Below are 13,067 nucleotides of genomic sequence, written 5' to 3'. Positions count from 1 at the left end.
ATTCAATCTATGGCGGCTGAAGAAGCCGCCTCCGGCTGGCTTCTTCTATAAACCTAAACGCTCAAAGATCAAGTCGACGTTTTTCAGATGATAATTGTAGTCAAAGCAATCGGCAATCTGTTCCGGTGTGAGACGGGACGTGATTTTTTCCTCCGCTTCGACAAGCTGGCGGAACGGCACTTGTTTTTCCCACGCTTCCATCGCTTTCGGCTGAACCGTGTCATATGCTTCTTCACGAGGCAGACCCGTGTCGATTAAAGCGAGCAGCACGCGCTGAGAGTAGATTAAACCGAGTGTGCGGTCCATGTTGCGTTTCATATTTTCCGGGAATACCGTTAAGTTTTTGACGATATTGCTGAATCGGTTCAGCATGTAATTCAGCGCGATTGTCGCGTCAGGAAGAATGATGCGCTCAGCTGATGAATGAGAAATATCACGCTCATGCCATAACGGTACATTTTCGTATGCCGTCAGCATGTACCCGCGGATTACGCGCGCCATGCCCGTCATATTTTCCGACCCGATCGGATTCCGTTTATGAGGCATAGCCGATGAGCCTTTTTGTCCTTTAGCAAAAAACTCTTCCACTTCACGTGTTTCACTCTTTTGCAGACCGCGGATTTCCACTGCGAATTTTTCAATGCTCGTCGCGATCAAAGCCAGTGCCGCCATGTAATCCGCATGTCGGTCGCGCTGTAATGTCTGAGTGGAAATCGGCGCCGCTTTCAGACCGAGTTTTTCACAGACATACTGCTCTACGAACGGATCAATATTCGCATATGTGCCGACCGCGCCGGAAAGCTTCCCGACCTCGATCCCTTCTTTTGCCTGCTTGAAACGTTCAAGGTTGCGTTTCATTTCTTCGTGCCAAAGCGCGAGCTTCAGGCCGAATGTCGTCGGTTCCGCGTGTACGCCGTGCGTGCGGCCCATCATGACCGTGTATTTATGTTCTTTCGCTTTTTCTTTTATAATGTCAACAAATCTCTCAATGTCCTTGAGCAAGATCTCATTCGCCTGTTTTAATAGATAGGAAAGAGCGGTATCCACGACATCTGTTGACGTCAGGCCGTAGTGAACCCATTTTCTTTCTTCACCTAATGATTCTGAAACCGCACGGGTGAATGCAACGACGTCATGGCGCGTATCCTGCTCGATTTCCAAAATGCGGTTGATGTCAAAAGACGCGTTTTCGCGCATGACCTTGACGTCTTCTTTCGGAATGACGCCAAGCTCAGCCCAGGCTTCACAGGCTAAAATCTCGACTTCCAGCCATGCCTGGTATCTGTTTTCGTCCGTCCAGATCGCGGACATTTCAGGTCTTGAATAACGTTCGATCATTATGCTCGTCCTCCGTCTCTTTTCATCCATATGTTCGTGATGTCCTTAATCCATGTTTCATCAGGCTTCCGCAAAAATGTCATATGTCCCATTTTGCGGCCTTTTTTTATCTCATGTTTCCCATACAGGTACAGTTTGGCTTCCTTTAAAAGCTCCGTATGCTCCTCCGCAAGCTTCACTTCATCACCGAGCAGATTCACCATCATTCCCGGTTTGAGAAGATCGGTTCTGCCGAGAGGAAGTCCGCAGACCGCTCTGATGTGCTGTTCGAATTGGCTCGTTTCACAAAGGTCGAGCGTATAATGCCCTGAATTGTGGGGACGCGGCGCCAGTTCATTAATCAAAAGATCTCCGTCTTCCGTGACGAACATTTCCACCGCAAGGGGCCCGACAAGTTCCAATTTCTCCGCGAGCTGAACGGCAAGCGCCTCTGCCCGCTTTTGAACCGTTTCCTCCGCTCTCGCGGGTACGATGCTTTGGAACAGAATATTATTTTTGTGGATATTTTCAGCAGCCGGAAAGGTTGAAATCTCACCGTGCACCGATCTCGTCACGATAACGGAAAGCTCCATCCGGAACGATACCCAGCTTTCAAGTATGCACGTGCCGTTTTCTAACAGCGCAGCCGCTTCATCTGTCTGTCCTTCTTCCTTAATGACAAATTGGCCTTTGCCGTCATATCCGCCGCGGCATGTTTTCAGCACCGCCGGGAGCCCCAGTGCCTGAACGGCTTCCTCAAGCTCCCGTCCGCTGTTTACGATCCGATAAGGAGCGACTTGACAGCCTGCTGACTGGATCGCCTTTTTTTCCGTTTCCCTGTTTTGGGTGATGAGCAGCAGCTCGCTTCCCTGGGGAAGATATGCATGTTCTTTGAGCCAGTTGAGCGCCTCGTAATCGATATTTTCAAATTCGTAGGTAATGATGTCACTGACTCCGGCCAATTTTTGAATCGCTTCACGGTCATTGTACTGGGCGGTAATCTCAATATCGGCGATCTGTCCGCATGGCGAGTCTTTCACGGGATCGACGACAGCGACTTTATAGCCCATCTGTTTTGCGGCGACAGCCATCATTTTTCCGAGCTGTCCGCCTCCGATAATGCCGATGACGGCGCCGGGAAAAATCGTTTTTTTATCAGACAAGCTGATCACTGCTTTCCAGCACCGTTTGTTTTGTCGCATTTCTTCTCGCCTCTAGTTTATCCGCAATGTCATCGTCAAATGCCGACAAAATTTGCGCGGCTAACAGACCCGCGTTCACTGCGCCCGCTTTCCCGATCGCCGTCGTCGCGACCGGCACGCCGCCGGGCATCTGTACGATAGACAGAAGAGAATCAAGCCCGTTAAGCGATTTCGTCTGAACCGGTACGCCGATCACCGGCAGCGTCGTTTTGGCCGCCGTCATTCCCGGCAGATGCGCCGCTCCTCCGGCTCCGGCAATAATGACTTTTAAACCCCTGTCTCTTGCGCTTTCTGCATATTCAAACATCAAATCAGGCGTCCGGTGCGCGGATACCACCTGTTTTTCATAAGGAATGTGAAGTTCGTCAAGTATGTCGCATGCATGTTTCATTGTCTCCCAATCGGAGGTGCTTCCCATGATGATTCCTGCTAGCGGCTGCATTCTGTTCCCACCTTCTCATGCTTTGTTTTTCAGAAAAAAAAGCCCGGCTCGTATTGCAACTATGAGGAAGCAATACAAACCGGGCATGGCGCGCGTATCGTCAGTCGTTCGCTTCTGCGATATCCATGTCAGCTGTTTATCACTTTCCTGCATAGTCCGGCCGTTTACGGCAGCCGGGTAGAAACTTATGGGCCATATTCCCAAGATTATATGAGGTCGTGTTTTGATTTCATGTTTATCTTAACAACGGACTTGGATAATGTCAACGACATTATCGAACGATATAAAAATTCTTTCTTTTAATGTTCGTGTTTAGATCAATTTCCCTTCAAATACGATTTTTTTCCCGCAAGGAACGACTTGAATTGATCCATTTTCTTTCTTTTCTGTAAAGATCGGCTCTTCCATCCGCCGGACGGGCATATAGCCCTCTTCCTTCATTAAAGTGAGAATGGTGTCAATCGTTTCATCTTCCGTTACTTCAAACCGTTTCTTTTTTGGCTTTGTCATTCCTTAATTCTCCTCTTCTTCACTGCTTTCACCCAGAATCCGCCATGGATCGTTTTCGGCTCAAAGGCGATCATAAACGCTTTTTCATCAAGCGTTTTAATCGTATCATAAAGCTGAAGCTCATATTTGCGCGGTGTCAGTATCTGCATGGCGGTCCGGTCTCCTTCAAGTCCGCCCGCAACCCAGCTTGTAACCCCGTATCCTTTTTCCCGGAGCTGTTTCGGCAGGTCCAGATCAAGCTCCTTCGTAATGACGTTGACTGTAATATAGCCGAGCGCCAGTTTTTCTTCAATTTTCATTCCCACTATGACGCCGAGGCCGTAGCCGAGTGCATAGGCAATGACGTTTTGAATTTGATTCAGATTGCCGAGCACGAGACTCAGGCCGGTCACATACACAAGGATTTCAATCGTACTGATGCCCGCGGCGAAATAGCGCTGTCCCTTTAATGTCAGAATCATCCTGATCGTAAAGAAAGAGACATATATAATGTTAATGATGAGAATAATGAGAACCATACCTATACTGTTGGATAAAATCGTCTGCATCATTGATTCCCCCTCCTCTGATAATTTGAAAAGCCAATCTTTCAATTAAGGATAGTTTACCCTCTTTTGATCATTTTCAAAAGAAAAAAAAGCCCGCCCCGTAAGGCAGACTTTCAAGCTCTTATCAGTGAAGCTCGGCTTTTTTCAATCGTTTGACGGCTTCATATTCCTTCTCAAGCTCACTCAGCGTGTATCCGGACAGTTCCTGAACATGGTTTTGGTAAAACCCTGAGCGGATCAGCTTTGTCCTCAGATGCTGTTTTTTCCGTTTAATGGCTTCTCGCAACAACGGGGCCATCTTCATCATCCCTTTCCGAATCATAAAGAGTAGTGCCGCTTTCGAATTGCTGTTGCTCTCATCATATCTCGGCCGGGTCTTCAAAACAACACGCTTTATTAGAAATATTTGTAAACATTGTGAAAGACAAATTTCGACTTATAAAGGGATCAGCGAAGCAGTAAAGTACTCTGAAATGAGCGGCCATGTCACAGCCGTAAAAATGAGCATGATGATGACCGCCGCGGAAATACAGTACATCACGTCAGCCGCAGGCTTTTCAGCCGATTTGTAAAGAATCTGCACAAACTGCACCATCGCCGAGGCGGCCAGAAACAAGGTCAGCGCCGTAAACACCACGGTGACGACCGGCAGATTCAATATCGCGAAAATCATCCACACGATAGAGCAGGCGACAGCCGGAACCAAAAGCGATCCGACCCCCGCGGCCGCATCCCGCATCGTGATTTTCTGTTTCATCATATAACGTGATACAAGCCAGACCGCGCCGGCCGCAGCGGCAAAAAAGACGAGCGTATACACGAGAACGACGGTAAAGCCGTCAAAAAACGTATGATGCCGCTCTCCGTATCCGAGAGGCCTTTGCTGGCTTGCCCTCAGCTGAAACCAATTTCCGATTGAGAAAAAGATACTGAATACAAGCATTGAAATAAGAGCATATTTAAAGCGGGAAAAGCCGTCTTCCCCAACGACCTTCACCGGTGATGTCAAAATGCGCAGCGCGAAACGGCAATAACGTTTGACCGCGGCCCATGCAGAAGCGAGTTTTTCCGTAAAAGCCGGAGCCGGGCGCCGTTCCTTATCTTTTTTCTTTTGCTTTTGATAACGTCCCGCATTTCTGGACATTCTCGACAGCGGTTCTTCATCAGTTCCCTGATGCTGTTTTTCTTCTTCCAACGTTTCTTTTCTTTCTTCCGTCATGTCAGCAACTCCTATCAAAAAAATACGGCGGAATTTGTTAAACAAGAAAATAAAACACTTATATAAGGTACCGAAGCGTCCTTAAACAGTCAAGCGGTTTTCTTCACCCGGACACCCACATGACGTTTTATAGTATGTATTGGTTTTACGGAATAGGACAAAAACAAAAAACCGGCTGAACTCAGCCGGTTTTTCCGTTATTTTAAGAAGATAAAATACAGGATAAAGATGACGAACAGCCCGTACATAATCGGATGAACGCTTTTTCCTTTTCCTTTGCAGATCATTGTAATCGGGTAGAATATAAAACCGATCGCAATCCCCGTCGCAATGCTGTACGTCAGCGGCATCATAATCATCGTTAAGAATGCCGGCACAGCCACCTCGAATTTATCCCAGGCGATCTTACCGAGCGGCGCCACCATCAGCGCGCCGACAATAATTAAAGCCGGAGCCGTCACATTCGTGGTGACAACTGACAGAAGCGGCGAGAAAAACATCGCCAGCAAAAAGAGAATGCCCGTCACAACAGCCGCGAAGCCGGAGCGCGCCCCCGCCGCAACGCCTGAGCTGGATTCAACATAAGAAGTCGTTGTAGACGTACCGAGTACGGCTCCGATAACGATTGATGTCGAATCCGCCAGAAGCGCTCTTCCCGCACGCGGAAGTTTATTTTCCTTCATCAGTCCGGCCTGTGTCGCTACAGCTACCAGCGTTCCGGCCGTATCGAAAAACCCGACGAACAGGAACGTTAAAATGACAATCAGCATTTGTACGGAGAAGATATCCGGAAGGTGCATCCACGCCTGTCCGAAAGTCGGCGCAAGACTCGGCACGCTGCCGACAATGTGCGTCGGAACCGGAATCAGTCCGCAGACCATGCCGGCAACCGCCGTCAGAAGCATTCCGATAAATACGCCGCCGTTTACGCGAAGCACCATCAGAATGACCGTCACAATAACACCGAAAACCGTCAGCAGCACAGGTCCGCTGTGAATATTGCCGATAGACACCAAAGTCGATGAGTTCGCTTCAATAATGCCCGAACCCTGCAAACCGACAAATGTGATAAACAAACCGATACCCGCGCCGACCGCCAATTTCAGCTCAGGCGGAATCGCATTAATGATTTTTTCCCGCAATCCCGTCAGCGAAAGCGCCACGAAGATAATTCCGGAAATCAAGACGCCGGAAAGCGCAGCCTGCCATGAAATCCCCATGCCGAGTACGACAGAGAAAGCAAAAAACGCATTTAATCCCATACCCGGCGCAATCGCGATCGGATACTTTGCAATGAGCCCCATTAAAATACAGCCGGCCGCAGATGCCAAGGCTGTAGCGGTGAACACCGCGCCCTGATCAATTTTTAATGCTTCGGGAAATCCTTTCACACCGTTTAAAGACAATGTCAGCGGATTGACGAACAGAATGTACGCCATTGACAAAAAGGTCGTTAAACCGCCGATGATTTCATTACGATAGCTTGTCCCCAGCTCATCAAACTGAAAAAATTGCTTCAAGCCAATTGCCTCCTTCATTCTCTCCCATTTATTCTGCCCGATATCCGCCAAATAAAAAACGCCCCAAATACATTTGGGACGCTTGACTACATACGTTCAGTCTGAATAAATAAGAATGGATTATTTATATCAAACGATTGAGATTGATCCGTAGTCAAGCCATTTACGGTAGCTTGGTAGAAACTTGCGGGCCATATCCCCGCCATTATACGATATCTGCATATTTGATTTCTGAGTCTATTGTATCAATTCAATTTTGAAAACTCAATAAAAAAAACGAACAATCCCGTTAAAAAAATTTGGTTTATTCGTTAATTGACCAAAAATGGAAGACGGCAAAAGCCGCCTTCCCGACATCATTTTCCGTCAGCAGGCCGAACCGGCACCGCGAATGTGATCCCCTTGTCATCCGCCAGCAAGTTCATAACCGTTTGATTGACGTACAAAGCGTATGAATCGAATGAGAAATCGCGCAACGAATAGTCTTTATCGGATGAATCATCTAATTCAAAAACGGATTCCATTTCACCCGTTTTAAGATTCGTGACTTTCGCCTTATTTCCTTTCAGATAATAGCCTTTTTCATACTCATTAAGCGATGGCCAGGTTTTCATTTTTTTCGTATTGCCGAGACCGATAGACTCACCGATATTCATCAGCTGATCTTCATCCGCCTTGCTGTAATTGATTCCGGTGAATTGATAATCAACGATTACCCGTCTGCCTTGCTGTTTGATCTTTTTGATGGTAATGCCGACATGATGATGTTTCGTTTTATAGCTGGCGGGCAGTTTTGTTTTCAGAGGCACGATTTCTCCAGGCTCTGATTCTGATTTTACATCGCCCGTTATGAAAAGTGTTTTCGCTTTCGGGTCTATCGGTTTGCTGAATTGAGTTTGGCCGCGTACTCTTTTCCCGCCGCCGTGAAGGTTCTTCCTGTCGCCAAGTTCAATATTCGACATCGTCATTTCATAATGGTTTCCAGCATCATCCGATGCCTCGTCAATCGAGATGGCATCATTTTTAGCGGCATCTTGAAAGTCGACTGAATACAGGAGAGCCGATCCCATCGTTCCGTTTTCCGCCCGGATATCGAAAAAGCGGTATAACCCGTTTACATTCACAGCTTTCGTTCCTTCAAGAGAAACGGACTTTTGTTTTTTAATCGGGAGTGTAAAGCGCCAGTTTCCGGGAATATCCTTAATTTTTGTAATGACAAGCGGAAGCTTATCACCGTCTTTCAGCTTTGGGCCGTCCGCAAAAAAGCGAAGCTGCCCCCCGTACTGCCCGTCTTTCATTTTTTTCATATCACTGCTGTCATAATCCTCTGCTAACATATTCCGTGGATCTTTATAATCAACTTGAAAAGAGATGCTCTCCTCATCTGATCTCAAATTGTCAACGGTAAAATTGTAAACGAGCTGTCCGCTGTCGTAATACACACTTTTCACTGTAACCGTAATCCCGCGCGATTCCGCTTTCTCGTTCAGTTTTGTCACCAAATTGCTTTTAAACAGCGCAGAACCTGCCTTATCCTGAAATACCCTGTAAATCTGCCCGGCAACAGGGATGTTTCCCATAGCCGTATTAACGGAGGGCATGAATAAGCCTGAGGACAAATACAGAATAAACAAAGCAGCAGCAACCGCGAGTCCGTTTATCACTTTTCGTCCCCATCTCCGTCTGACGGCGCCTTCTTTTCCGGCACGGACAGCGGCGCTATGTATCACGTTTTTCAATTCAGCTTTCGGCACGTCAATGTCCTGATACAATTGCTTCATTTGATGCTTTTCCATATATGTTTATCCTCCTTTTCCAGCTCCTGCTTCAATGCTTTTCTCGCCCTGTGGAGATGCGTTTTTACAGTGCCTTCCGCCATACCGGTCTGTTCAGCGATCATAGCAATCGAGAAATCTTGAAAATAATAAAGCTGAATGGTCAGCTGTATATGTTCGTCAAGCGTTTCCAGGGCATTCCGAAGATCTATGTATTCTTCAATGTTCTTATTCTCCGCGCCCGTATCATGTTGCGGCTCAAACGGAATCATGTCTCCGTGCTTTTTCCTCATCGCAAAAATCGTATGAAGCAAAATCCGGATCAGCCACGTTTTAAAATATTTCGGCTCCTTCAGCTGCGCGATATGAAGAAAAGCCTTGTAAGCCGTTTCCTGCACTGCATCCAACGTATCTTCTTTGTGATGCAAATAGAGATAAGCTGTTTTATATAAAGTATCCTGGTGTGCTGTGATCAGTTTTTCAAAGGCTGAGGCATCACCTTTTTTCGCCTTTTTGATCAATCGTTCTTCCTTCACCTTATCCACCTCCTATGCTGTTAGATATGAATCAGGGCAAAACGGTTTCAAAAAGATGAAAAAAAAACGCCTCTTTTTTAAAAGAGACGTTTTTTTATCTTGATTTATTCCCATTCAATGCTTTCTAAACATTATAAGAATTAATTTATTGAATATCAAGCCTTTTGGGGTTTGTAGTTCCTTGATTTAGAAGTTACCATTAAAAATATTGCTCCCCCGTGTTCTGAATATTATGGGAGGGTCTAAATCTAATAGGCTTAAAAATGTTATTAACGTGCAACATAATAAAGTTGCTAATAGAAAGATGGTTTCAAACCAGTACGTAAAAAGAAATATATAAACTTTAATAATTAGACATATAGTATTATAATGATTAAGAACGTGTGGTTAGATTTTTTAACTTGTGTTTCGCAAGTTTTGACAAAAATGGTAGGGAGATTTGTTCCTTATTACTCGTATAATTGTATTGTATCGTATAGTTTCGATTCCTATAGAACGTAATGAGTAACCACACGTTCTATTTTTTTTTGGAGGCAATAACTATGAACACTTTTGAAGATATAACATCAATAGACAATCTCTCAAATATTTTGAGAACACCGAAAAAAAAGTTAACTTACATATTATATATTAAGAAGATTCAAAATTCATATACAACTTTCCAAATTCCCAAAAAAAGTGGTGGACAGAGAATTATTAACGCTCCATCTAAAGATTTAAAGGATATTCAAAGAAATATTGTGAATATGTTATTAAATCAACAAAAAAAATTCTATTATGAAAATAAGATTAGGCTGAACATTGCTCATGCTTTTACCAAAGAAAAAAGTATTATAACAAACGCTAAAATACATAAAAACAAACGTTTTGTTCTTAATATAGATTTAGAAAATTTCTTTGAAAGTTTTCATTTTGGAAGAGTACAAGGGTACTTTGAAAAAAACAAAAATTATTTGTTTCCCAAAAATATAGCAACAGTATTAGCTCAATTAACTTGTTATAACGGTTCTTTACCGCAAGGTGCTCCTTCCTCCCCTATAATAACTAATCTAATTTGCAATATTTTAGATATGAAAATATTAAAAATTGCTAAAAAATATAAATTAGATTACACAAGATATGCTGATGATTTAACTTTTTCAACAAACAATAAAGGTTTCGATGAAAAATCAGAAGAATTTATAAGTCAATTAGAAATGATTATTAAACAATCTGGCTTTAAAATTAATCGAAAAAAAACTCGACTTCAATATAAGCAATCTAGACAAGTTGTGACTGGGCTAGTCGTAAATAAAAAAGTGAATGTGCCCAGAAATTTCTATAAAAACACTCGAGCAATGGCAAACTCTTTATATAAAAATGGATCATTCACTATAAATGGGGTAGAGGGTAGTTTAAAACAGCTTGAAGGTCGTTTTTCATTTATAAATCATATAAACAAAGAGAATAATAAAGAAAAGAAAAAAATTGATAAAAATTCGAAATTAGGTTTCAGAAATTTAAATGGACAGGAAAAAGAATATCAAAAATTTCTGTTTTATAAATATTTCTTCAATAATGAAAAACCTTGTATTTTAACAGAGGGTCCTACAGATATTATTTACTTAAAGAGTGCCCTTAAAAATCTTTATACAGATTATCCAAAACTAATTAAAAAAGTAAATGATGATTTTATATTCAAAATTTCTTTTTTAAAGAGAGGAGAAGATCCAAAAGCATCAAAAGCACACAAAAAAATAAAAGGGCAGAAGACATCAAAATTGCAATACTTCTTTGGTTTAGAGAAAGATGGTGCGGATACCATGAAACAAATCTATAAATTCTATTCTAATAAAGAAGGAACTTGTCCAAACTATAGTGAAATTTTCAAAAACATGAATGTGAATTCTAAAAATCCCTGTATATTTATACTAGATAATGAACTTAATAATAAAGAGAAACCATTAAAAACTCTAACAAACTATATGAATTTAAAAAATGAAAAAATTGATGAGTTATGCGATAAAAATTATTTAAAGATTACTTCGAACCTTTATATCGTTACTAATCCATTGGATAACGACCTAAAAGAATGTGAAATAGAAGATTTATTCGAATTAGATACCTTAAAAACAGAACTTAACGGGAAAACATTTGAACGATGTGAAAAAAAGTATAATCCCTCTGAAAACTATGGAAAAAGAGCTTTTTCCAAATATGTATGGAAGAACTATGAGGATATAAATTTCGAAAACTTTAGACCTCTATTAGATAACATCAATCAAATTGTAACAAATTATAATGATTAATGATTTTTTTGTTTGCAATATTTGTTTGCACACGCTTAAAAAAGAGCCTCAAACCCTTTTAAATAAGAGTTTGAGGCTTTCTTTTGACTATTCCCACTCAATCGTTGCAGGCGGCTTGCTCGTAATGTCATACACGACGCGGTTGATGTGTTTCACTTCGTTGACGATCCGTGTCGAAATCACTTCAAGCACATCCCAAGGGATACGCGCCCAGTCAGATGTCATGCCGTCAATTGATGTTACGGCACGGATACCGATTGTGTAATCATACGTTCTCGCATCTCCCATGACGCCTACGCTGCGGATATCAGGAAGAACCGTGAAGTACTGCCAGATGTCGCGCTCTAGGCCGTGGTTCGCCACTTCTTCACGAAGAATCGCGTCTGATTCACGAACGATCTCAAGTTTTTCTTCCGTTACTTCACCGAGTACGCGGATGCCAAGTCCAGGGCCCGGGAACGGCTGACGCCATACGATATCATCCGGAAGGCCGAGCTCTGTGCCGAGCGCGCGCACTTCGTCTTTGAAAAGGGTGTTCAGCGGCTCGATCAGTTCAAACTGCATATCTTCAGGAAGTCCGCCGACATTGTGATGCGATTTGATCGTTTGCGCCGTTGCAGTACCGCTCTCGATAATATCCGTGTAAAGCGTTCCTTGCGCAAGGTAATCGATGCCTTTAAGCTTGTCCGCTTCATCATCAAACACGTAAATGAATTCGTTGCCGATGATTTTGCGTTTTTGCTCAGGATCAGAAACACCTTTCAGCTTGTTTAAGAATCTGTCTTTCGCATCAACTTTAATGACATTCATATTAAAGCCTTCGCTGAACGTTTTCATGACGCCTTCCGCTTCGCCTTTACGAAGCAGGCCGTGATCGACGAAAATACAAGTCAGCTGGTCGCCGATCGCTTTATGAATTAAAGCAGCCACAACAGAGGAATCAACACCGCCGCTTAGCGCGCAAAGAACCTGTTTGTCTCCGACTGTTTCACGGATTTTTTGCATTTCGATTTCGATAAAGTTTTCCATTGACCATTTGCCTTCACAATCGCAAACGCCGAATACAAAGTTTTTCAGAAGATCATTGCCGTATTCAGAGTGGCGCACTTCCGGGTGGAACTGAACGCCGTACCAATTCTTGTCCGCTTTGCTCATCGCTGAATTCGGGCAGTGATGGCTTGTTGCGTCAACAGTGAAGCCTTCAGGAACTTCTACAACCAAATCGCCGTGGCTCATCCACACAACCTGTTCTTCCGGAAGATCTTTGAACAAGTCAGGAGTTCCTTGAATCTGAATGTTCGCTTTTCCGTATTCGCGCTGGCTTGCCGCCTCGACTTTCCCTCCGAGGTAATGAGTCATCAGCTGCATGCCGTAGCAGATGCCCAATACAGGAATATCGAGTTCAAAGATTTTTTCATCACAGCGGAAAGATCCTTCATCATATACACTGTTCGGTCCGCCTGAAAGGATAATTCCTTTTGGATTCATTTCTTTGATTTCCTCAGCTGTCAACGTATGGGGGTGCAGCTCGCTATATACGCCAAATTCACGGATCCGGCGGGTAATCAGCTGGTTATACTGACTGCCGAAATCAAGAACAAGAATCATTTCATTCACTAACTTCGTCATGGTTGTCACCTAATCTCCTCTAAGTTTTTGACACAGAAAAAACGGAGGACAAACGTTCAGCCCTCTGTCGCGCAAGACTTG

At 43.6% G+C, this 13,067-nt stretch carries 12 protein-coding genes and 2 riboswitches; of the genes, 1 reads left to right on the top strand and 11 read right to left on the bottom strand.

The window, feature by feature from the left end; genetic code table 11:
• Positions 1-45: 45 nt before the first annotated feature.
• The 10 genes from purB to OQ477_RS18650 all read right to left on the bottom strand — a co-directional run bounded on the left by purB (position 46) and on the right by OQ477_RS18650 (position 9,069).
• The gene (purB, locus tag OQ477_RS18695; protein WP_007408896.1) at positions 46-1,338 is read right to left on the bottom strand and encodes an adenylosuccinate lyase; all 1,293 of its coding nucleotides are present in this window, start codon (positions 1,336-1,338) and stop codon (positions 46-48) included.
• Positions 1,338-2,519 (bottom strand): 5-(carboxyamino)imidazole ribonucleotide synthase, encoded by a 1,182-nt coding sequence (gene purK, locus OQ477_RS18690; protein WP_050585493.1) that lies wholly within the window; start codon positions 2,517-2,519, stop codon positions 1,338-1,340. The genes purB and purK overlap by 1 nt, the downstream gene beginning before the upstream one ends.
• A complete protein-coding gene (purE, locus tag OQ477_RS18685) occupies positions 2,473-2,961 on the bottom strand; it encodes a 5-(carboxyamino)imidazole ribonucleotide mutase (RefSeq protein ID WP_007609846.1) in 489 nt (162 codons plus the stop codon). Before purE ends, purK begins: the two co-directional genes overlap by 47 nt.
• Before the next feature lie 132 nt (positions 2,962-3,093).
• A riboswitch (purine riboswitch) is annotated at positions 3,094-3,195 on the bottom strand.
• A 78-nt stretch (positions 3,196-3,273) separates the two neighbouring features.
• Positions 3,274-3,471: an NETI motif-containing protein gene (locus OQ477_RS18680; RefSeq protein ID WP_007609843.1), complete on the bottom strand. Its 198-nt coding sequence runs from the start codon at positions 3,469-3,471 to the stop codon at positions 3,274-3,276.
• Positions 3,468-4,022, bottom strand: a complete 555-nt coding sequence (locus OQ477_RS18675) for a DUF2179 domain-containing protein (protein ID WP_007609840.1) — start codon at positions 4,020-4,022, stop codon at positions 3,468-3,470. The genes OQ477_RS18680 and OQ477_RS18675 overlap by 4 nt, the downstream gene beginning before the upstream one ends.
• 121 nt (positions 4,023-4,143) lie before the next feature.
• Positions 4,144-4,317, bottom strand: a complete 174-nt coding sequence (locus OQ477_RS18670) for a Fur-regulated basic protein FbpA (protein WP_265973460.1) — start codon at positions 4,315-4,317, stop codon at positions 4,144-4,146.
• A 138-nt stretch (positions 4,318-4,455) separates the two neighbouring features.
• Positions 4,456-5,238, bottom strand: coding sequence for a hypothetical protein (locus tag OQ477_RS18665; RefSeq protein WP_105938011.1), 783 nt, complete (start codon positions 5,236-5,238; stop codon positions 4,456-4,458).
• 197 nt (positions 5,239-5,435) lie between these two features.
• Positions 5,436-6,758: an NCS2 family permease gene (locus OQ477_RS18660; protein ID WP_007408891.1), complete on the bottom strand. Its 1,323-nt coding sequence runs from the start codon at positions 6,756-6,758 to the stop codon at positions 5,436-5,438.
• Between the two features lie 131 nt (positions 6,759-6,889).
• A riboswitch (purine riboswitch) is annotated at positions 6,890-6,991 on the bottom strand.
• Positions 6,992-7,114: 123 nt separating this feature from the next.
• The gene (locus OQ477_RS18655) at positions 7,115-8,554 is read right to left on the bottom strand and encodes a DUF4179 domain-containing protein (protein WP_265973459.1); all 1,440 of its coding nucleotides are present in this window, start codon (positions 8,552-8,554) and stop codon (positions 7,115-7,117) included.
• Positions 8,536-9,069 carry a sigma-70 family RNA polymerase sigma factor gene (locus OQ477_RS18650; RefSeq protein ID WP_265973458.1) on the bottom strand — a complete coding sequence of 178 codons (534 nt, stop codon included), beginning with the start codon at positions 9,067-9,069 and terminating at the stop codon, positions 8,536-8,538. Before OQ477_RS18650 ends, OQ477_RS18655 begins: the two co-directional genes overlap by 19 nt.
• A gap of 542 nt (positions 9,070-9,611) precedes the next feature.
• On the opposite strand from OQ477_RS18650, the gene OQ477_RS18645 reads away from it, so the two are divergent.
• A complete protein-coding gene (locus OQ477_RS18645; protein WP_265973457.1) occupies positions 9,612-11,357 on the top strand; it encodes a retron Ec67 family RNA-directed DNA polymerase/endonuclease in 1,746 nt (581 codons plus the stop codon).
• A gap of 87 nt (positions 11,358-11,444) precedes the next feature.
• Here the strand turns inward: OQ477_RS18645 and guaA are convergent, their stop codons facing one another.
• A complete protein-coding gene (guaA, locus tag OQ477_RS18640; RefSeq protein ID WP_007408887.1) occupies positions 11,445-12,986 on the bottom strand; it encodes a glutamine-hydrolyzing GMP synthase in 1,542 nt (513 codons plus the stop codon).
• Between the last annotated feature and the right edge of the window lie 81 nt (positions 12,987-13,067).

The sequence above is a fragment of the Bacillus sp. ChL18 genome (genome assembly GCF_026241425.1).
Lineage (GTDB): Bacteria > Bacillota > Bacilli > Bacillales > Bacillaceae > Bacillus > Bacillus velezensis.
Note: the sequence above shows the minus strand (reverse complement) of the source record. Positions and strands in the feature narration are given on the sequence as shown.